Annotated in this window: 17 protein-coding genes and 1 pseudogene; 14 read left to right on the forward strand and 4 right to left on the reverse strand. The window is 30.5% G+C overall.

Annotated elements, in window-relative coordinates; all coding sequences use genetic code 11:
• Window positions 1–137 precede the first annotated feature (137 nt).
• The 11 genes from FNZ64_RS06900 (at window position 138) to FNZ64_RS06950 (ending at window position 12,169) form a co-directional block, all read left to right on the forward strand.
• Window positions 138–806 (forward strand): corrinoid protein, encoded by a 669-nt coding sequence (locus FNZ64_RS06900; protein WP_142414104.1) that lies wholly within the window; start codon window positions 138–140, stop codon window positions 804–806.
• Window positions 793–1,884: a uroporphyrinogen decarboxylase family protein gene (locus FNZ64_RS06905; protein ID WP_142414105.1), complete on the forward strand. Its 1,092-nt coding sequence runs from the start codon at window positions 793–795 to the stop codon at window positions 1,882–1,884. The genes FNZ64_RS06900 and FNZ64_RS06905 overlap by 14 nt, the downstream gene beginning before the upstream one ends.
• Before the next feature lie 215 nt (window positions 1,885–2,099).
• Window positions 2,100–3,122 (forward strand): methylcobamide:CoM methyltransferase MtbA, encoded by a 1,023-nt coding sequence (locus FNZ64_RS06910; protein ID WP_142414106.1) that lies wholly within the window; start codon window positions 2,100–2,102, stop codon window positions 3,120–3,122.
• A gap of 265 nt (window positions 3,123–3,387) precedes the next feature.
• Window positions 3,388–5,199, forward strand: a complete 1,812-nt coding sequence (locus FNZ64_RS06915; protein ID WP_142414107.1) for an ASKHA domain-containing protein — start codon at window positions 3,388–3,390, stop codon at window positions 5,197–5,199.
• A 136-nt stretch (window positions 5,200–5,335) separates the two neighbouring features.
• Window positions 5,336–6,283, forward strand: a complete 948-nt coding sequence (locus FNZ64_RS06920) for a CobW family GTP-binding protein (RefSeq protein WP_142414108.1) — start codon at window positions 5,336–5,338, stop codon at window positions 6,281–6,283.
• A gap of 20 nt (window positions 6,284–6,303) precedes the next feature.
• On the forward strand, window positions 6,304–7,185 hold the full coding sequence (locus FNZ64_RS06925; protein WP_142414109.1) for a uroporphyrinogen decarboxylase family protein: 882 nt from the start codon (window positions 6,304–6,306) through the stop codon (window positions 7,183–7,185).
• Between the two features lie 30 nt (window positions 7,186–7,215).
• Window positions 7,216–8,364, forward strand: a complete 1,149-nt coding sequence (locus tag FNZ64_RS06930; protein ID WP_142414110.1) for a double-cubane-cluster-containing anaerobic reductase — start codon at window positions 7,216–7,218, stop codon at window positions 8,362–8,364.
• Window positions 8,365–8,540: 176 nt separating this feature from the next.
• Window positions 8,541–9,800, forward strand: a complete 1,260-nt coding sequence (locus FNZ64_RS06935; RefSeq protein WP_142414111.1) for a double-cubane-cluster-containing anaerobic reductase — start codon at window positions 8,541–8,543, stop codon at window positions 9,798–9,800.
• A gap of 59 nt (window positions 9,801–9,859) precedes the next feature.
• Window positions 9,860–10,111: a putative Se/S carrier protein gene (locus FNZ64_RS06940; protein WP_142414112.1), complete on the forward strand. Its 252-nt coding sequence runs from the start codon at window positions 9,860–9,862 to the stop codon at window positions 10,109–10,111.
• A gap of 108 nt (window positions 10,112–10,219) precedes the next feature.
• On the forward strand, window positions 10,220–10,978 hold the full coding sequence (locus FNZ64_RS06945; RefSeq protein WP_142414113.1) for an acyl-CoA dehydratase activase: 759 nt from the start codon (window positions 10,220–10,222) through the stop codon (window positions 10,976–10,978).
• A gap of 129 nt (window positions 10,979–11,107) precedes the next feature.
• Entirely contained in the window at window positions 11,108–12,169 is a 1,062-nt protein-coding gene (locus FNZ64_RS06950) for a uroporphyrinogen decarboxylase family protein (protein WP_341472628.1), read from the forward strand.
• A gap of 140 nt (window positions 12,170–12,309) precedes the next feature.
• On the opposite strand, the gene FNZ64_RS06955 is transcribed toward FNZ64_RS06950, so the two are convergent.
• On the reverse strand, window positions 12,310–12,747 hold the full coding sequence (locus FNZ64_RS06955; RefSeq protein ID WP_142414114.1) for a GNAT family N-acetyltransferase: 438 nt from the start codon (window positions 12,745–12,747) through the stop codon (window positions 12,310–12,312).
• Between the two features lie 299 nt (window positions 12,748–13,046).
• On the opposite strand from FNZ64_RS06955, the gene FNZ64_RS06960 reads away from it, so the two are divergent.
• Window positions 13,047–13,868 carry a CPBP family intramembrane glutamic endopeptidase gene (locus FNZ64_RS06960; RefSeq protein ID WP_142414115.1) on the forward strand — a complete coding sequence of 274 codons (822 nt, stop codon included), beginning with the start codon at window positions 13,047–13,049 and terminating at the stop codon, window positions 13,866–13,868.
• A gap of 183 nt (window positions 13,869–14,051) precedes the next feature.
• On the opposite strand, the gene FNZ64_RS06965 is transcribed toward FNZ64_RS06960, so the two are convergent.
• Window positions 14,052–15,221, reverse strand: a complete 1,170-nt coding sequence (locus FNZ64_RS06965; RefSeq protein ID WP_142414116.1) for an iron-containing alcohol dehydrogenase — start codon at window positions 15,219–15,221, stop codon at window positions 14,052–14,054.
• A 444-nt stretch (window positions 15,222–15,665) separates the two neighbouring features.
• Window positions 15,666–16,960: pseudogene (locus FNZ64_RS06970) on the reverse strand (IS110 family RNA-guided transposase).
• A 405-nt stretch (window positions 16,961–17,365) separates the two neighbouring features.
• On the opposite strand from FNZ64_RS06970, the gene FNZ64_RS06975 reads away from it, so the two are divergent.
• Together FNZ64_RS06975 and FNZ64_RS06980 are read left to right on the forward strand one after the other, a co-directional pair.
• The gene (locus tag FNZ64_RS06975; RefSeq protein WP_142414117.1) at window positions 17,366–18,139 is read left to right on the forward strand and encodes a CPBP family intramembrane glutamic endopeptidase; all 774 of its coding nucleotides are present in this window, start codon (window positions 17,366–17,368) and stop codon (window positions 18,137–18,139) included.
• 608 nt (window positions 18,140–18,747) lie between these two features.
• The gene (locus tag FNZ64_RS06980; RefSeq protein ID WP_142414118.1) at window positions 18,748–19,878 is read left to right on the forward strand and encodes an RNA-guided endonuclease InsQ/TnpB family protein; all 1,131 of its coding nucleotides are present in this window, start codon (window positions 18,748–18,750) and stop codon (window positions 19,876–19,878) included.
• 547 nt (window positions 19,879–20,425) lie between these two features.
• Here FNZ64_RS06980 and FNZ64_RS06985 read toward each other — a convergent pair.
• Window positions 20,426–20,971: a hypothetical protein gene (locus FNZ64_RS06985; protein ID WP_142414119.1), complete on the reverse strand. Its 546-nt coding sequence runs from the start codon at window positions 20,969–20,971 to the stop codon at window positions 20,426–20,428.
• Between the last annotated feature and the right edge of the window lie 69 nt (window positions 20,972–21,040).

Below are 21,040 nucleotides of genomic sequence, written 5' to 3' on the forward strand. Positions count from 1 at the left end.
AAGAAGTAAATACTATTTAAAATATGAATTTTAAATATGAAGTTTCATAATGTAAAATAAAACATGGTACAGTATATTTAAAATTACAACAAATAACTCTTTTAATATTTAAATTTTAGTGTTTAGGGGGAGATTTAATGTCAGATTTAAAAGAAAAACTTTTAGAGGAATTAGCTAGCTCCGTAGTAGATATGGACGAAGATTTAGCAGTGGAGGCTTCAAAGAAATTTATAGACAATGGATTTGATGCTTATGAAGGAATTGCAAATGGTTTAGCTATAGGTATGGATAAGGCTGGACAATTATATGAGGAAGAAGAGTATTACATACCAGAACTTTTAATGTGTTCAGATGCTATGTATGCAGGGTTAGATCAGTTAAAACCTCATTTAAAAGTTGATAGTTCAGAAGAAAAGTTTAAAGCAGTAGTAGGAGTTGTAGAAGGGGATACTCATGATATTGGAAAAAATTTATTTAAGATAATGCTTGAAACTACAGGATTTGAAGTTTTAGACTTAGGTAGAGATGTTCCACCTTCAGAATTTATAAGTAAGGCTAAAGAAGTAGGTGCAAATTTAATAGGAATGTCAACCTTAATGACAACAACTATGGACAATATGGAAGTTGTAATTGACTTATTAAAAGAAGAAAAGATGAGAGATAATGTAGTGGTTATGGTTGGGGGCGGACCAATATCTCAAAGCTTTGCTGAAAAGATTGGAGCCGATGGATATGCGCCAGAAGCTTCAAGGGCAGCAAGACTTGCAAAAGAATTAGTAAGAGATAAAAAAAATGCCTATGTTTAAAGATCAAATGACACCTATGGAAAGGGCCATAGCTCTTTCAAAGGGTCAAGATGTAGATAGAATCCAATGTAACCCCAACTTATCCAATGGAATTGCAAGGGTATTAGGCTGTAAGATTTCAGAATTTAATCATAGCGCTAGAACCTTAGCTGATGCAGTAATTGCAACACATAGAAGATTTGGTGGAGATGGAGCTAAGGTTTTTACAGATCTTTTTACTTTATCAGAGGCTATGGGTGCAAAAATGAAAATGCCTGAAGATGCCACTGTAGATTTATTAGAACCTGCTATAAAGGAAATTTCAGAAATAGGAAATCTAGAACCAATAAATCCTTACAAGGACGCTAGACTTCCAATACATTTAGAAGCAATGAAATATGTCTATGATGAAATTGGACAAGAAGTTCCATGTACAGCTTTAGTTGTTGGACCTTTTACTTCAGCTTTCTTTTTAATTGGAGTAGAAAACATGACAAAGATGATGATTAAGGAGCCAGAGTCAGTACATAAACTATGTGAGATATCCCTTGAGAGTTGCTGTAGATTTGCAGAAGCAGCTATAGCTCAAGGTGTAGGTATTAGCATTGCAGAGCCAATGTCATCATGTACTGTTGTAAGTCCAAAGCACTTTAAAACCTTTGCAGCTCCTTATATAAAAAGATTTTTAGATTTTATAAAATCTAAGGGCAGTGGTACTTCTATTCATATATGTGGAAAAACTGATGGTATATGGGAAGAACTTGCTGATATGGGACTAGGAGCTTTAAGTGTAGACAATGTAGTTGACCTTAGAAAGTGCATTGAAACTGTTGGGGATAGAATGAAAATCATGGGAAATGTAGACCCATCCACTATAATGTATTCAGGCACTAGGGAAGAAGTTAGAAAAGCAACTATAGAATGTGTTAGAGAGGGATATAAGTGTCCAAAGGGTTATGGAATAATGTCAGGATGTGGACTTCCAGTTGAGACACCGATAGAAAATATAGATGCTATGCTAGATGCAGCTAGAGAAATAGGGTGGCCTATAAAGGAAGATAAAATAGAAGAATTATTAAGTAAAAATTTATATGATTAAAGCACAAAAGTTGTAAGTATATTTCCAGCATACAATATTAAGTATAAATTTTCAAATGCATTATGATATATATTGTAATCTGAAAATATAAAACAATCTTTTGTGAGACAATCATTTATATAAGTAATTAATATACGAACAAACAACTATATGTAAATAAAAAATATAAATAATTTATATATTTACAGTAAAAATGCATAATGGAGGTGTCATATTTGCTAACACCAAAAGAGAGACTTTTTAGAGCTATAAAGAAGCAAGAAGTAGATAGACCACCTTGTATTTGTCCAGGTGGCATGATGAATATGATAATTGCAGATGTAATGGATATAGAGGGCGTTAAGTGGCCAGAAGCTCATTTAGACCCTAAAATGATGGCCGATTTAACAGAGGGAATTTATAAAAATGGTGCCTTTGAAAATTTTGGAGTCCCATTTTGCATGACTGTAGAAGCAGAAGGTATGGGTGCTAAGGTTTTTATGGGAACAAAAATCAATGAACCAAGAGTAATTCAATACCCAATAAAATCTGTTACAGAGTGGAGAAATCTTAAAAACATAGATGTAAATGAAGGAAGATCTAAAGTAGTTTTAGACTCCATAAGAATATTAAAAGAAAGAAATTTAGATGTACCAATAATAGCTAATTTAACTGGACCAGTTAGTTTAGCATCATCTTTAATGGAACCAGTAGATTATTATAAAGAACTTAGAAGAAAACCAAAGGAATCCCATGAATTCATGGAGTTTGTAACAGAAAATCTAATAGCCTTTGGAAAAGCTCAGATAGAAGCTGGTGCAGATATTCTTACTATATCCGATCCAAGTGGAACTGGAGAAATACTGGGGCCTAAATTATTTTCAGAATTTGCAGCCTCATATTTAAATAAAATACTAAAAGAATTAAAACCAATTGCTAAAGGTGGAACAATAATTCATATCTGTGGAAGAATGAAAAGTGTTTATAAAGAGCTTAATGAACTTCAAAGTGATGCTCTTAGTTTTGACTCTATAACATCTACAAGAGAAGTTATGGAGAATGTAAAAGATAAAGCTATAATGGGTAATGTAAGTACCTTAGCTTTAGAAAAAGGTACACCAGAGAGTGTTAAAAACCTTTCTAAAGTATGTGTTAGAGGGGGAGTAAATATATTAGCCCCAGCTTGCGGAGTTGGACCTAGAACAAGCCTTGAAAATTTAAGAGCTATGGTAGAAGCAACTAAGGAAGAAAGTAAATAATGAGCAAAGTTCTTGACTTCAGAGGAAATATTTACTCAACTGAAGCTTATTAACAGACTTCTTAGAAGTTATTATTCAGGGACGTAACCGCTCTTTCCACCCAATTTTAAGAAAAGCAGAGAGTCCAAATCTTCGATTTGGGAGGGATCGCTTTCACAGAGTACGAGGTGAGTATTAGAGTGTATAGTCATTGTATTAAGTTATCAAAAGGGCTTTCAAAATATTTGAAAGCCTTTCTTTAAAGTATTAGAAAGGGAGTGAACTCATGAATACTATAAAAGTTTATCCTGAGGAAAAACTTATAGAGTACACTTATGGGAAAAATCTTTTAGATATTCTGCAAGACAATGGAATTATACTAGAGAGTCCTTGTGGTGGGAAAGGAACTTGTGGTAAATGTAGGGTTAAAATTTTAAGTGGAAAAGTAAATGAAATAACAGAAGAAGAGAAAAAGCGTCTTAAAAAAGAGGAAATAGAAAAAGGTATAAGATTAAGTTGCCTTGTTATACCAGGGGATGAAATAGAAATTGAATTATTAAATATAAAGGGCAAAAAACACAAAATATTATCTGAAGGGTATGTTCCAAATTTTAAATTCAATCCTACTATAAGAAAAGAATTAGTATCTTTAAAGAAGCCTACTTTAGAAAATAATATTTCTTATGAAGAGCTTTTAGAAGATACTCTAGGGAAAAAGATAGAACTGCAAGATATTAGATTTCTACAAGAACTAAGTGATGCTTTTATTGAAGATAAGGCTACTATTGTGTATTCCGGTGAAGAAATAATAGGAGTTGAAGGAGGAGACACTAGGGATAAATCTTATGGAGCAGCTGTGGATATAGGAACAACTACTGTGGTGCTTTCCTTAATTGATTTAACTACAGGAAATGAAGTTGGTGCAGAGACTTCTATAAATCCTCAAAAGGAATATGGGTTGGATGTTTTATCTAGAATTGAATTTGTTAAAAGAAAAGAAAACGGAAGAGAAATACTACATAAAGCAATTGTGGACTGTTTAAATGGCTTACTAGAGAGCCTATGTAATTCAAACAATATAAATATTGAAAATGTATATGAAATTTGCATAGGAGCAAATGCAACCATGATGCATTTACTTTTAGATATAGATACTCGTGCTATAGGAAAGTCACCCTATGCCACAGTTTTTGCAAGAGAAAAATATCTATATGGGAGAGAAATTGGGTTAAAAGGATCCAAATTTATCAAACTATACTGCCTTCCTGGAGTTTCTAGTTATATAGGAGCTGATATTGTAGCAGGAGCTGTAGTTGCAGGGTTAAAGCATACAAAGAAGAATGTACTATTTATTGATATAGGAACAAATGGAGAAATTATTTTATCTAAAAAGGGAGAGTTAACTTCATGTTCTTGTGCAGCAGGACCAGCTCTAGAAGGTGCTAATATTAGTTGCGGTATGAGAGCTGCAGAGGGAGCTATTGAAGGAATTCAGATCAATAAAGAAGAGGGCAAAGTAACACTTCAAGTCATTGCTGATGAAAAGCCAGTTGGAATTTGTGGCAGTGGTATATTAGAGGCCATAGCAGAAATTTGGAGAAACGGTATAATTGGAAAGTCAGGTAGAATAAAAAAATCTGAGGACTTAGAAAAAGAAGGGCATGTAGATATTGCCAAGAGAATTATAGAAGAAGATAAAAAGAGAAAATTTGTAATACTAGAAGGAGAAGAGACTATTGTAATAACTCAAGAAGATATAAGACAAGTTCAACTTGCAAAGGGAGCTATATCTTCAGGATTTTATGCTTTACTTGATCTTATGGAAATTACCATGGATGACTTAGAAAAAGTTGTTATCGCAGGACAGTTTGGAAAGCACTTAAAAATAAGCAGCTTAACAGGTACAGGAATAATTCCAGAACAGCTTAAGGATAAGATAGAGTATATAGGAAACTCTTCAAAGACAGGTGCATTAATGTGTCTTTTATCTAAAGAAGTAAGAGAGGAAATGGAGCAAACTGCAAAGGATATAAGATATTTTGAACTATCCACAAAGGAAGGATATGAAAAACTATTTACTAAATGCTTAACCTTTTAAAAAATAGCTGTGTTAGATGAAAAGGTTCATATGAAAGTAATTTCATAAGGAGTTCATTATATTAAGAATTTATATTATTATCATATGGATAAAATCTCTAACAGAGCCTAAAAAATAAACTAAGGAGGCGTTAACATTGGTAAAAGTTCATATAATATCAGGTTTTTTAGGTGCAGGTAAAACTAGTTTTATTAAAAAGTTTTTATGTTTATTAGATGGTGAAAAAACAGCTATTTTAGAAAATGAATTTGGAGAGGTAGCCATCGATGGTGACATTATAGAAAAAGAAGGATATGACGTTGTGGAGCTTCCAAGCGGATGTATATGTTGTAGTTTAAAAACTAATTTTTATGATGCATTAGAGAATATTGTAGAGGATATTAAGCCCCAAAATATAATAATAGAGCCAACAGGCCTTGGCATATTAAGTGAGATATTAAATATCTTAGATATGAAACCTTTTAAAGAGTCTTGCACAATAGAGTCTTTAATTACCATAGTTGATGGAGAAAATTATTTAGAGCAGGAAGATATATTTGGTGAATTTTTTAAAGATCAAATTGCTAATGCAAGGGTTTTATTTATAAGTAAGGCAGATAAAATAGATGAAGATACTCTAAATAAGGTAATAAGCTCTCTAAGAAAAATAAACAAAAAAGCCTATATAACAGATGGAAATATAGAAGAAATTAATATTAGTCAGCTAGAAAGACTTTTAAATTCAGAAGAAATTGAAATAAATTATTCTTTTAATACAGGAGCAAAGGAAGACATTAAAGATTTTAATAGCACAGGATTTAGTTTGGAAAGGGATTTTTTAGAAGAAGAGTTGGAAGAAAAGCTAGGACTATTAAGAACAGGAAATTTTGGAGAGATATATAGGGCAAAGGGAATTTTAAAAGGAAAAGACTCAAATTTAGAGTTTAACTATGTAAACGGCAATTATGTGGTTACAACTTCAAACTTAGAAGTTCCTTTTAGAATTTGTATTATCGGAAGAGATTTAAAGGATGAGAGATTAAAACTATTATTTGGGGATAGACAAAAACCTTCTATAAGGAGAGGAAAAATTTCAAAAATATAAGGAGAGGAAGGTGAAGTAACTTGGATAAAAAATTAGAATTTAAATGTGTAAGTGATAATTTAGAGGAAATTCCAGACAGTGTAAAAGAGAGTACAGGACTTAATTTTCCTGAAGCTCACACAAAGAGTGAATATATGGCTACCTTATCTAAGGCCTTGAAGGAAAATAAAGGGGATTTGCTTTGTAGGCTTCCATTTTGTAATACAGTAGAAGCAGAAGCTATGGGAGCACATATAAAACTTGGTGACTTTAAAACAGGACCTAGAGTAGCTAAATATAAGTTTAACTCCGTAGAGGAATTAGAGAGCATAGAGGAAATAGATTTACAAAAGGGTAGAATTAAAGAGGTTTTAGATGCTGTAGAGCTTTTAAGCAAACAAGGAGAAAATGTAGTCTTAAATATAGAGGGCCCCTTTACCATAATATCTTCTTTAATTGATTCTATGATTTTTTATAAGGCTATTAGAAAAAATAAAGAAGCAGTAGATAAGTTTATTAAAGTGGTTGAAGAGAGCATAGTTAAGTATGCAGAGGAAGGAATAAAAAGAGGAGCTAAAATTTTATCCTATGGGGATCCTGTTGGAGCTTTAGATATAGTAGGACCTAAGGTATATAAAGAAGTTAGTGCAAAATCTACTATGAGAATTTTAAGAGCTTTAGAAGAAAAAACAGGTGATGTAGTAGTTCATCTTTGTGGAAAGACATCTTGTGCTTTTGAAAACATGGGATTTAGTGAGTCTGAAAGAATAGAATATGATAAAGAAAAGACCTATGGGGAAGGTATGTTTAATATATTAAAAGATAGAAAAGATATAAAATTTTTAGGGCATGGGTGTATAAAAAGAACTCCATTAAAACTTAAGGACAATGGGGTTTATAAAATAATATTAAAAGAAGTTTAAACAAAAAGAGAAAATAAGGGGGATTTACAAATGTCTGATTTACCAAAGGCTTTTAATGAATTTAGTGAGGCTAGAAGAAATGGATTTATAAGGGTTAAAGAACTAAAGGATAGTGGAAAACATGTAGTAGGAACATTTTGTACTTTTACACCAACAGAAATTATATATGCTGCAGATGCTATTCCAGTTTCACTTTGTGGGATGAGTGAAGAACCTATTCCAGATGCAGAAAAGCATCTTCCAAAGAATTTATGTCCATTAATTAAATCATCCTATGGTTTTGCTTTAAGTGAAAAATGTCCTTATACATATTTCTCAGATATATTAGTTGGAGAAACTACCTGTGATGGTAAGAAAAAAATGTATGAGTATTTAAGTAAAATTAAACCAATGCATGTTATGCAACTTCCACAAGCAATAGATAGGGAGCATGCTTTTAAGGTTTGGAGAAATGAAATTGTAACTTTAAAAGAGAGACTAGAAAAAGAGTTTGGTATAGAAATTACAGAAGAAGATATAAAAGAATCAATTAAAACTAAAAATGAAGAGAGAAGACTTTTAAAGGAATTTTATGAGCTTGGAAGACTTGTTCCACCAGCTATTTCTGGCACAGAAATGCAAACAGTTTTAGAAGGGGTAGGTTTTACACTAGATAAAAAAGAACAAAATAAGAAAATTAGAGAAATGATAGATAAAATTAAGGCTGAATATGATAGTGGGGAGAAAAAAGTAAGTAAAGAAGCTAAGAGAATACTAGTTACAGGGTGCCCAATAGGTGGGGCAGCTACAAAGGTAATTAAAATTATAGAAGAAAGTGGTGGAACTGTAGTTTGCTTTGAAAATTGTACTGGAGTAAAAGAAAAAGCACGCTTAGTTGATGAAAATAAAGATATTTATGATGCATTAGCTGAAAAATATTTAAATATTGGTTGTTCAGTTATGGCACCAAATGATTTAAGAGTAGAGTTAATAGATGGATTAATAGATGAATATAAAATAGATGGGGTTATAGATGTAATTCTTCAAGCATGCCATACTTATAATGTCGAAACCCATAGAATAAAAGAGTTCGTTACAGGTGAAAAAGAAAAACCTTATATGAGTGTAGAAACAGATTATTCCCAAGCAGACACAGGACAATTAAAGACAAGAATAGCAGCATTTATTGAGATGCTATAAACAGAACAATATAAAAAACAAATAGAATGAGATTAAACTATTAAAAATAAAAATAAAGAATATTTAAGATATATGATAAAATTTAGTTGATTAGGGGTTTAAATTAAGATCTTAAATTAAGATGTTAAATAATATAAGGTTTTATCTAAGATTATAATAATATTAGGAGGGTTATTATGGCAGATTATAGAGAAATGTGGAAAAATCTAAATGTGGATTTAGAGAAGCACGATCAACTTTGTGCGATTTTACCAGAACTTTATGGCTCAGTTTACATGCAACAAGAAAATAGACCTGAGGGAATGAACTATTTTAATTTTGTAGTCTCAGAAGTACATGGATTAAGAATTCAAGAATTAGAAGATGCAAAAAAACAAGGCAAAAAAGTAGTTGGAACTTTTTGTGTTTTTGTTCCAGATGAAATAATTTTAGCTACTAATGCTGTAAGTGTTGGTCTTTGTGCTGGATCTCAATTTTGGATAGAAGGTGGAGAAAAAGTTTTACCTAAAAACCTATGTCCATTAATAAAAGCCTTTACAGGTGCCTTAGTTGATCGTACCTGTCCATATTTCCTATCATGTGATATGTTAGTTGGAGAAACTACTTGTGATGGTAAAAAGAAAGCATGGGAAATTATAAGTGAGTATAAACCACTACATGTTATGGACTTGCCACAAATGAAAAGGGACAAGGATTATAAAATGTGGAGAGAAGAAATTAAGCTCTTTATGGATAAGATGGAAGAATTAACAGGAAATAAAGTTACTGTAGAAAATCTTAAAAAAGCAATAGATCTTTGCAATAGAAAAAGAAAGGTTTTAAAAAGATTATATGATCTAAGAAAACATAGACCTACTCCAATAAGTGGATTAGATTCATTACTTATATCGCAAATAGCTTTTTATGATGATCCGGAAAGATTTATACAAAAAACTAATGAGCTTTGCGACGAATTAGAAGAAAGAATAAAAACTATGAAGGATACAGGAAGAAAAAGAATATTAATTACAGGAACACCAATGGCTCTTCCAAACTGGAAACTACATTCTATAATCGAAAGCTTAGATGCAGATGTAGTAGCAGAAGAATCTTGTACTGGAACTAGATATTTTGAAAATTTAGTATCAGAAGAGGGAGAAACCTTAGAAGAACTAATTCAAAATTTAGGAGAAAGATATTTAAAGATAAATTGTGCTTGCTTTACACCAAACCAAGGAAGAGTTGATGATGTCTTAAGATATGTAAAAGAATATAATGTGGATGCAGTTATAGATTATGGTCTATCATTCTGTCATACATACTCCATAGAAGGAAAAACTATTCAAGACAAGTTAAAAGAAGAAAATATTCCTGTTATGAGAATAGAAACTGATTATTCAAATGAAGATTCAGGACAAATTAAAACAAGAATAGAAGCTTTCTTAGAAATTATGTAATTTAAAAGGAGTTCTTCATATTTTTATGGAGAACTCTTATAAATATAGAAGGTGATTTTATGGAGAAATTAGAATATTATATATTATTCCCTAACTATACAGAAGGAGTAAAATTAGAAGCTATATTAAAAAAAGAAAAAATTAAATATGTAATATCACCAACACCAAGACAACTTTCTTCTTGCTGTGGAATTTCTATAAAATATGAAAAAGAGGATGAAGAAAAAATAAAAACTTTAGTAGAAGAAAATAAGGTCATTACAGAAGGTTTTTTTTCTTTAAAAAGAGTTATAAAAAATTTTTATGCATAATTAACTTATTAAATAGTTATAAGTAATTTATACTTATTTTTCAGATAATTTTATATAGTTTTAATATGTTTTTATAGGATAAAGTTCTATAGAGAAAGGGGTTTTTAAATGTATTATATAGGAGTAGATATAGGTTCTACAGCTGCAAAAGTTGCAATATTTGAAGAGAATAACTTAAAAGATACTTTTACTATGCCAACTGGGTGGAGTAGTGTAGAAACTGCAAATACCATAAAGGATAGAATTCTAGGAATGGGAATAAAAGAAGGAGCGTATAAAGTAGTTGCTACAGGATATGGAAGAGTATCTGTTCCTTATGCAGACAAAACTGTAACAGAAATTACTTGTCATGGGAAAGGAGCTTATTATTTAAGCAATGAAGATTGTACTGTTATAGATATCGGTGGACAAGATACAAAAGTAATAACTATAGAAAATGGAATGGTTACAGATTTTATAATGAATGATAAGTGTTCAGCAGGAACAGGAAGATTCATGGAGATAATGTCAAATGTTCTAAGTGTAGATATAAATACACTTTGTGATCTTGCATCAAGAGGTGGAGGGGTTACCATAAGTTCCATGTGTACAGTTTTTGCAGAATCAGAAGTTATAAGTTTAATAGGTAGAGGGGAAAAGAAAGAGGATATAGCTTTTGCAGTTATAGATTCTATAGTAAGCAAAGTAAAATCCTTATGCGGAAGACATTCAGTAGGGGATATTTATTACCTAACAGGAGGACTTTGTGAATGTGATTATGTAATTCAAAGCCTTTCAGAGAAATTAGGAAAACCAATAAAAACCTCACCTAAGGCAAGATATGCTGGTGCAATAGGAGCTGCAATTTTAGCTAAAAATATAAAGTAACAAACTAATAAAGGGTTATTACATTACAGGTAGCATGGATAAAACAATAGAGGAAGTTACTAGTAAGAAACTAACAAAGGGTTATTATATAAAATAAATACATGTAAAATAAATAGGGGGATTTTATTTATGTTGAGGGATACTATGACGCCTATGGAGAGGGCTATTGCCCTTGGAAAAGGTGAAACTGTTGATAGGTTGCCTTGCAATCCTAATATTGCTAATGGGGTTGCTAGGGTTTATGGGTGTAAAATATCTGAGTTCAATACTAGTGGAAAGACTATTGCTGAGGCTCAAATAGCTTCTTATAGAAAATTTGGATATGATGGTGTTAGGGTTTTTACAGATCTTTTTCCTTGGGCTGAAGCTATGGGAGCTAAGGTCATTTTTCCAGAAGATAATACTGCAGACTTACTAGAACCTGCTGTTTTAAAATTAGAAGATATAGATAAGTTAAAGCCAGCTAATCCTTATAAAGATGGTAGACTTCCAATTCATATTGATGCTATGAAGTATTTAATAGAAGAACTTGGACAGGAAGTTCCTTGTGCTGGTGGTATAGTTGGACCATTTACCAATGCATTTTTCCTTGTAGGGGTTCCTACTATGACAAAGTTGATGTTTAAGAATCCAGAACTAGTACATAAATTATGTGTAGTTTCACTTCAAACTTGTAAAAATTATGTAGATGCCATAGTTGAATGTGGGCTTACACCAACAATTTCAGAGCCTATGTCTTCAAATACTGTGGTAAGTCCAAAACATTTTAGAGAATTTTCACTTCCTTACCTTAGAGAATTGATACAATATATAAGTTCTAAAGGAAAAGGAGTTACTATTCATATTTGCGGAAAGACAGAAGATATTTGGGAGGATCTAGTTCAGTGCAATATAGCAGGCCTTAGTATAGATAATGTTGCTAGCCTAGAGAATTGTAAGAGGATGGTTGGTGATAGGGTTAAAATATTAGGGAACGTTGATCCAGCATCAATAATGTATGCAGGAACTCCAGAAGATGTAAGAAGAGAAGTTTTTAAATGTGTAAGGCAAGCTTGGGATTCTAAAAAGGGTTATGTAGTAATGTCTGGATGCAGTTTGCCAGTAGAGACGCCTTTCGAGAATATACAGGCTATGATGGATGCAGTTAGAGAACTAGGGTATCCTATTAACATAGAAAAACTTAACATTTAAATTAAAGGTTAATAAGCCGCTAGCAAAAATAACTTGTTAGCGGCTTTATTGTAGAGTTTTAAAGTACTAATAGAAATTAATATAATATTTCAATGGTAGGGTGAAAAGATATGGCGTAACCATAAGCTAGATAAAAGGAATTAATATAACATCTCAATATGTGGAATATTGTCTTCTAAATAAACCTCTGAAACTTCCATAAATCCTAAGCTTTTATAGAAATCCTTTAAATATTTTTGAGCAGAAATTCTGATGTTATCTTCTTTTAATTCATCTTTTATAAAGTTCATAGCCGTTACCATCATTTCTCTTGCAAGACCTTTTCCACGATGAGGTTTATTAACCAAAACCCTTCCTATGGAAATCTCATCATAAGAGACACCCTTTTCTAGGATTCTTAAATAAGCTAAAATTTCACCATTTTCTTCACAAAAAACATGGTAAGACTTATGATCTTTATAATCACAATCTTGATAGGCACAATTTTGTTCAACAATGAAGACTTCAGTTCTTAAATAAAGAATATTATATAGTTCTTTTGTAGAAAGTTCATGAAATTTTTTGATTTTCCAGTTCATAAATTAATTCTCCCATATGTTTAAATTTATAACTCAGCAGATAAAGCCTCATAACCTTATGAGTAGGGATGTAATGCATTTAAGCTGATATTATGGATAATATAAATATTATAGATAATGATATAAAATATTTCAAATAGATTTCTTTGATATGTATGTAACTATTATACATAAATATGATATACTTTATACTATATATGGTTTTAAAGAAAGTGTTATACAAATATAATTTATTGTATAATTTAATTATTAAAAATGGATATATGGAGAATAAAAAGTCATAATATAAGGAGAGAAAAATGAAAAAACATTTAGTGGTTTTAAAAAACATTCTGATTTATCTTGCTATATATTTTCTATCTCAAATTGTATGTACTTTTGGGGTTGCAGTTATTTATGGTATTTTAAATGCTGGAAGGATTAGCGTAAATTTAGCAGAAGAAATTCAAAAATTTATATTAGATAATGCATATCCATTAACGCTAGTATCTGCATTCTTAAGTTTTATAGCATATTATATAACTCTTAGAAAGAAAGAAAATACATTAAAAGACAGATTAGAATTAAGCAAGATAAATCTTAAAACTTCAGGTAAAGTTATTATTGTAACCATTGGAAATGCTATGTTTTCTTGTGCCTTAGTATCCTTAGTACAAGAAATGTTTCCAAGCTATAATAAAACTGCTGAAGCTGTTGGTTCAGCTAGAACTTCTATATTAGCTATGGGTGCTATAATAATTTTTATACCTATGTTTGAGGAATTATTATTTAGGGGTTTAGTATTTTATGAGCTTAAAAAGAGTAATAAAATTATAGTAGCTATATTATTACAAGCAATTATCTTTGGAGTAGTACATGGCAATCCTCTACAAGCTATCTATGCATCTATACTTGGAATAATCTTAGGATTAATATATTATTGGACATGCTCCCTTTGGGCAAGTATCTTATGCCACGTAGTATATAACTTATTGGGAAGTACAGTATTTCCTATTATTTTAAATAAAACACAAAGTTTTATATATGCTTATCTTATTTTAGGTTTAGTGGTTTCTGTTGTGGGTATTTTTTATATTTACAAAGAACATAATAGTAAAAATATAACTTTAAATCTGGAATAAGTTTAAGTATACAGAGGAATAAGTATAAAAAATTAGCCTATATTTTAAGTTACCATGTAAAATAAGATATAGGCTTTGTTTTATATAATATAAGATTTACTATTTTTTAATAGATAAATTATAAGTTTTGTGTAAAATACTTTGAATTTATATTCACTTAAACTTATTTATAATTAAATAAGCTTAGAAATAAGCTAGTTTTAATATTTGAAGTACATCTTCTCTTTCTAATTTCTTTAATAATCCAAGTGGACAAGACATTGCAGCATTATCTGCAAGCTTTTCTAAGGCATCCTCTGTAACATTTACTTCTTTTAGGGAAATTGGAGCACCTATTTTTTTATAAAAAGCCATTAACTCTTCTATGCCTTTTAAAGCTTTTTCTTCAGGAGTTCCCTCTTTAATATCAAAAATCTTTTCTGCAAAACGGCTAAAGAGGTCTACATTCTCTTTATACACATATTTAGCCCATGCTGGGAATATTATAGCAAGACCAGCACCATGGGATATATCATATAATACGCTTACAGAGTGTTCTATGTCATGAGAAGCCCAGTCTCCACCACCTTTTCCCATACCAGTTGTTCTATTTAAGGCTAAGGTAGCACATAGAGCTAATTCTGCACGAGAATCATAGTTATTTGGATTCTCTAGAAGAATTTCTCCATGTTTCATAGCTGTTCTAATAATGCCTTCACAGTATTCTTGCATTAAATCTACATTTTTTACACCATCAAAATACAATTCAAAAACGTGAGTCATGGTATCAACTATACCATTAATAGTTTCTTTTTTAGGAAGAGAACACTGGATGCTAGGGTCTACTATAGATGCTTTAGGGTGTAATAACTCATGGCCAAAACTCCATTTTTTTTGCTCTTCTTCATTGGTTATAACTCCACCGGAGTTCATTTCAGAGCCTGTAGCTGATATGGTAAGCACTCCATAAATAGGCAGAACTTTTTCTAAATTGCTTTCCTTACCTTCATAGAAGTCCCAAACATCACCTTTATAATAAAAACCTGCAGCAATACCTTTACAAGTATCATAAACACTTCCACCGCCAATAGGCACTATGGCATCTATATTATTTTCATGTCCAAAGACTATGGCTTCCTTGACCTTAGATAAAACAGGATTTGGCTTAATTCCTCCTATTTCCACAAATTCTATATTATTTTCCTTTAAAGATTTAACAACTTCATCATAAACACCATTTTTAAATATAGAGCCTTTGCCGTAAACAAGCATAGCTTTTTTTATGGAGTCTTTTTTTAGTTCTTCACCAATTTTACTTATGGTTCCTTTTCCAAATATAAGTTTAGTAGGATTTTTGAATATAAAATTTCTCATAGAAATTCCTCCTTCATGGTATATAATATATTTTATCACAAGAATAGTAATTTTAATAATTAATTTTAACTATTTACTAATAATATATATTAACAATAATAATATTATTATGTATTTAATAGTATTAATATGTGCTTAATAATAATATTATTATAAGTGTATAAAAGATATAGAGTTAATTATGCATTATTAATTATCAGTTAAGAGTTAGAACTAGTGAACTTAGTTAAGAAAGAAATTACTTCTGCTGAAGCTTAGAAATTCTTATACAGGGATGTACTCGCTTTATGCTCACATTTTCTAAGAATATAAAAATTTAAAAATAAGACCAGCTAGTAAAAGTCAATAAGTTTTTATAAAAATTTTTATTTATAAAAATAGGCATCACAAAAAATCCATTGAAAAACACGGACAATGGAAAATGATTCCTAATTATTTTAGCCGTTAGGCTGCTTGTTTTGAGTTGTTGTTTAGGTACATTTTTGAATGTATTTTGGGGTCACGTAGTTCATACTCTTTTGATTTTTAAGAACAGAGAATATGTAGTTAATTAGCTTATGCATTATTGCAACTAAGCCTACTTTTTTCTTTTTATCTTTCATATTCTCATTATAGAAATTTAGGAGAACTCTATTTATAGGTTCACCATTTCTGTTCTTACGTATGGATGCTAACGCGACAGCGTATAAGGCCCTACGGCCTATTCTGGTACCTCGTTTAGACATGGCATTTCTATCACTGTTAAACTTACCAGATTGGCTAACAGAAGAATCTAAGCCCAAATAAGCAACTAAGTGCTTAGGTTTAACAAAGCCTTTTATATTGCCGATTTCACTCATTATTGTGATGGCAGTTAGTTCTCCAACACCTGGTATTGAGTAAAGTAATCGCACATTTTTCTTAAATTCATCAGATATCCTATTGCTACGCATTAATAGATGAATTTCAGTTAATAGATTTCCAATTTGGATTTCTAGTGCTTCTATTACTGCGATAGTATTAATTATTTTTACAAATAGACTTGGTGATTTAAGACCAATGTAAGCAGCTTCTTCAGCAGCATCATATAGCTTTTTATAAGTTTTTTCACTATGTGCTAGTCCTTTTCTAGAAGTTGTTGAAATGAGGTTAATAAGTTCATCTCTATCAGCACTTAAAACTGCTTCAGGACTAGAATACTTTTTTAATATAGCTATTGAGGTTTTACCAGTAATGTCTGAAAAGACAGAGCTATAACTAGGAAAAATAACTCTTAAATCAGTAGAAAACTTCTTTTTAAATGTAGATTTGCTATCAGTAAATTTATAGTAATCTCTACAAAGAGACTTTAAAGTGTAAATTTCAACATCAAAATTAGAAGAATATTTAACATTTTGAAATTTACCTATAGTAGCAATGGTTAATGCATCTTTTTTATCATTTTTCACTTTTCTTATGTCACCATTCTTGTTACAATTAGTAATGAGTGGATTAAGGATACATACTTCAAATGTATCTTTAAGAAAGTGGAAAAGAGTAAGATGGTATACACCAGTAGATTCCATGAAAATTGCCGTTTTCATGTTAAACTCTTCTTCCGCTTTTTTTATTTGATCTACTAGGTAATCAAAACCATTTCTATTATGCATAATCTTAAAAGACTTTCTATAAACTTCACCGTCAGGTGCTAGTATAGCAACTACCGAAAAGTCTGCTGATATATCAATTCCAACTGTTGGTCTATAAAAAAATTTACTCATATTTATTATCTCCTTTATTTTGAGATAGAATAGATATTCCATTTCTATCAGTAATTCTATAACCTTGTCTGTGACACGGGTAGTTCCAAATTGGAAACCCAACCAGCTAAACATAGAGTTCTCACTGATGGAATGATACGCTTTTTTACGGGTATTAATGACTCGATAGAGTCACTTCCCAGGAGGATTACATCTATCTTCTATTCAGGAGATATTATATCAAAATATTTAACTGTATAGGTTTCAATTTGAGCTAAATAAAAAACTTAGTTTAGATGTGAAATACGCGCCCTATCGGGCAGAAGTAATTAGAATGATTATAAAAAGATTTGTCTTAATGTTCGTTAGAATAAAAGAAAGTTTTCTATTGAATGTTATGACTACATTATACAAGGGAGGATGTAAATGGATAAAAATAATATGTTGGACAAGTACTATTTAGATTCTTTTTATTATGATGAACATAATAAAAAGGGAATCTTAGGTTCGGTAGGTGTTGTTTTAATTGCTTTTTTACTTTTAATTTTAGGGGAGCTTCTAGGAGGCATATTTTATGGGCTTATTTATAATTTGAACACTGTATCTCTAGCCTATGGTGAATTTTGGGCGTTTTTTATGCAACTTTCTTTTATGTTTGGATTAATTAGTATAGTTATACTTTTTTTTACTAAGGTGGTTGAGAAACTTTCACTTAACACTTTAGGATTTAACAATAAAAGACCTTTAAAAAGGTTTGGAATTGGTTTTTTTATTGGATTTATTATGATGACAATTTCAACATTTATATTAGTAATTTCAGGACAAGCAGAACTTAAATGGATAGGCTTTGAAAGTTTAAGTACTGTATTGATTATTATACCAGCTTGGATTATTCAATCTTCCACAGAAGAACTCTTAACTAGAGGATATTTATTTACAAGGTTAAAAAATAAAAGTGGTAATATATACTTAGCTTTAATTTTTCAAGGAGCTTTTTTCTCATTTCTACACGTATTTAATTCTGCTTTTAGTGTAATTGCCTTTATTCAAATATTCGTAGTAGGACTTTTATTTGCAATATATTCACTATATGAAGGGTCGATTTGGGGTGCATGTGGAATGCATGCGGCTTGGAATTGGGCACAGGGAAATATTTTTGGATGGCAGGTTAGTGGTACGTATCCAAAGGGAGGTAACTAACAGTTACAAATAAGTTATAAAAAGTTATAACTTACTGTAAAGTTTTATAACTTTTAACTTAGAAAATTGTTGACAGCCTCCCATGTTCGTAAAGAGCATGGAGTGATGTATGAAATACATCCAAAATCCTTTGAATTGCTGGAAACCCCTAAAGCTAACTAAACTACAACGTAAGGATGAAATAAGCCTAAGCGTGATAGTTACGAAAGTAGAAAAAATTAGTTAGATGGCATAAGGTTAAATCCTAAGTGCACCGACCTAATGTTTAAAACCGTCAGGTTGTGATAATGGGCAATCAGCAGGTAAGCCTCAAAAAGAGGAAACTTCAACGACTATCCCGTGATGGGAGTACACTACAAGCCATTGGTAGTGGAAGTGGAGGACACCATTAGGTGATGATATAGTCTACGCTCATATGAAAGTATGAGAAGTTCATAAGTTCTACAAGACTTTGAGAACTGCTTAGTACTAGCGATACTAAGTGAATGAGGCATAAAACTTGTAAGGAGTTATAAATATATAAAATGTTTAAGTAATCTTTTTAAATTACCTCGATTCCATTATATTCTTTAATAATTAGGAAATAATAATGGAAGGGAGGTGAAAATGTGATAAAGGCAATAAAAATAAGATTAAAGCCCACTAATGAACAAGAAATATTAATGTTTAAATCCGTAGGATGCGCAAGATTTGCTTACAACTGGGGCCTTTCAAAATGGGAGGAAACTTATAAGCAAGGCGGCAGCCCTTCCAAAGCAAAAGTAAGAGCTGAATTTAACAATACAATTAAAAATGATAAGAAATATCTATGGTTAAAAGAGGTATCAGCTCAGGTTACACAATATGCTTTTGAAGATTTAAATTATGCTTATAATAATTTCTTTAAAGGTTTATCAAAGTATCCTAAATTTAAAACTAAGAAAAGGTCAAGACAAAGCTTTTATGTTAGATATGATGCTATTAAATTTAAAGATGGCAAGGTTAATTTAGAGAAAATAGGAAAGGTCAAATATAAAACTAATTATGATATTCCTAATTTACCTAAATATATTAATCCTAGATGCTATTTTGACGGGAAGTATTGGTATTTGACATTAAGTTTTGAACACAACGAAAATCAAGTTGAGTTAGATAAGGATTTATCTGTTGGAATTGATTTAGGAGTATCTAATTTAGCCATAGTGAATTCTTTAGACAAACCAATAAAAAACATTAATAAATCTGTAAAAATTAGAAAGCTTAAAAAGAAATTAAAAAGATTACAAAGACAAGTATCAAGAAAATATGAAGCAAATAAAAAAGAGAAGAAATTTATTAAAACCAAAAATATAATAAAGCTAGAAAAGCAAATTAAGCTCATCTATAGAAAACTAAATAATATAAGACTTAATCACATACATCAAGCTACTAATACCATAATTAAGTTAAAACCCTATAGAGTTGTTATGGAAGATTTAAACATTAGTGGAATGATGAAAAATAAACATTTAGCCGAAAGTATACAAGAGCAAAAGTTTTATGAATTTATAAGGCAAATAAAATATAAATGTGAGTTTAATGGAATAGAGTTTATTCAAGTAGATAGATTTTATCCTTCAAGCAAAATCTGTAGTTGTTGTGGCAATAAAAAAGAAAACTTAAAGTTAAAGGATAGAATTTATATATGCGATAAATGTGGCTTAAAAATAGATAGAGATAAAAATGCTTCAATTAATCTTGGTAATTATAAAATAGCATAATTGGTGTTTACAAAAATTATGTTATATGTACCCTGCGTTGTGGGGGAATTTAAGTCCTTGGAGAATCGCACCAAACTAGAGTAGAATAAATTATTTGAAATAGGATTCTATGAACAGGAAATGTTATTTAGTAATGAATAACAAAAGTAAAATTTATATATTTATAACTTTTTATAAGTTTTATGCAACGGCTCTATATTTGAAAGTATAGCTAAAGGAAATGAGATTTTAACAGGGGGACAATTTGGAGTAGAAGGTGGTCTAGTATCCTTAGGTGTGCTTATAGTTAGCATAATAATAATATTAATATTAATGAAAAAACAGGTTCAAAATAATAATATATAAAGTATAAATAAGAATAATATAAATAAGAATTAATATAAATAAAAGTCAACATATAAACTATTTTTCTATATTAATATAGTTATGGCAGTTCCTCTAAGTAACTTTATACTGGAGGAATTGCCAATTAAATAAACAGAGTTCCTGCCTTCATAGGGAGTTTTTACTCCCTCTAAAGAATAGAAATCCTTATGATATTATAATTTTATTGATTATTATTTTGTCCATTTACTTTACTTTGGTTGTTATTTTGACCTTGTTTATTGTTGTTATTCTTGATTGAGGTATTGGTATTATTTTTATCCTCAAGTTTTGCTTTTAAAGCATCTTCTAAATCCTTTTCCATATTAATCTTACCATTTTGTATTGCTATATTTGCTTTATTAGTTAAGCTACTTTTTACATTAGAAGATTCCTTATCTATTTCTTTATCAGCTTCATTAACTAAGATTTCATATTGTCTTTTCATTTCTGAATCAACTCTTTGAAGTTCACCCTTTTGGTGTACTTTAATAGAATTTACTGAGGAATCAACTTTTTGGTTAACATGATCTTTTATCTTGTTTTTATATGTATTAGTTACTTTTACAAGGTCTTTATCCATATCTTGTGAGAAATTACTTTCTAAAGATTTAAAGCCTGATGAAATTATTCCTAGTATGTTTGTGTTTAGCACTCTATCTGCATATACTTGTCCTCCCCCTATTAGTAAAGATACGGATAAAGTTGCTATTATAATCTTTTTTTTCATGGTTACCCTCCTAAAATTTTTTTCAGCCTTTTAAATATTATCAAAAATATGGCTTTACCATCAAGGATG

Origin of the sequence: Hathewaya massiliensis (assembly GCF_902143515.1) — a bacterium.
Taxonomy (GTDB): Bacteria; Bacillota; Clostridia; order Clostridiales; family Clostridiaceae; genus Hathewaya; species Hathewaya massiliensis.

What these genes read in the sequence shown, in the direction of transcription:
- FNZ64_RS06900 (WP_142414104.1), top strand. Translation starts at nt 138, where the DNA reads ATGTCAGATTTAAAAGAAAAACTTTTAGAGGAATTAGCTAGCTCCGTA.
- FNZ64_RS06905 (WP_142414105.1), top strand. Translation starts at nt 793, where the DNA reads ATGCCTATGTTTAAAGATCAAATGACACCTATGGAAAGGGCCATAGCT.
- FNZ64_RS06915 (WP_142414107.1), top strand. Translation starts at nt 3,388, where the DNA reads ATGAATACTATAAAAGTTTATCCTGAGGAAAAACTTATAGAGTACACT.
- FNZ64_RS06930 (WP_142414110.1), top strand. Translation starts at nt 7,216, where the DNA reads ATGTCTGATTTACCAAAGGCTTTTAATGAATTTAGTGAGGCTAGAAGA.
- FNZ64_RS06935 (WP_142414111.1), top strand. Translation starts at nt 8,541, where the DNA reads ATGGCAGATTATAGAGAAATGTGGAAAAATCTAAATGTGGATTTAGAG.
- FNZ64_RS06940 (WP_142414112.1), top strand. Translation starts at nt 9,860, where the DNA reads ATGGAGAAATTAGAATATTATATATTATTCCCTAACTATACAGAAGGA.
- FNZ64_RS06945 (WP_142414113.1), top strand. Translation starts at nt 10,220, where the DNA reads ATGTATTATATAGGAGTAGATATAGGTTCTACAGCTGCAAAAGTTGCA.
- FNZ64_RS06950 (WP_341472628.1), top strand. Translation starts at nt 11,108, where the DNA reads ATGTTGAGGGATACTATGACGCCTATGGAGAGGGCTATTGCCCTTGGA.
- FNZ64_RS06955 (WP_142414114.1), bottom strand. Translation starts at nt 12,747, where the DNA reads ATGAACTGGAAAATCAAAAAATTTCATGAACTTTCTACAAAAGAACTA.
- FNZ64_RS06960 (WP_142414115.1), top strand. Translation starts at nt 13,047, where the DNA reads ATGAAAAAACATTTAGTGGTTTTAAAAAACATTCTGATTTATCTTGCT.
- FNZ64_RS06965 (WP_142414116.1), bottom strand. Translation starts at nt 15,221, where the DNA reads ATGAGAAATTTTATATTCAAAAATCCTACTAAACTTATATTTGGAAAA.
- FNZ64_RS06975 (WP_142414117.1), top strand. Translation starts at nt 17,366, where the DNA reads ATGGATAAAAATAATATGTTGGACAAGTACTATTTAGATTCTTTTTAT.
- FNZ64_RS06985 (WP_142414119.1), bottom strand. Translation starts at nt 20,971, where the DNA reads ATGAAAAAAAAGATTATAATAGCAACTTTATCCGTATCTTTACTAATA.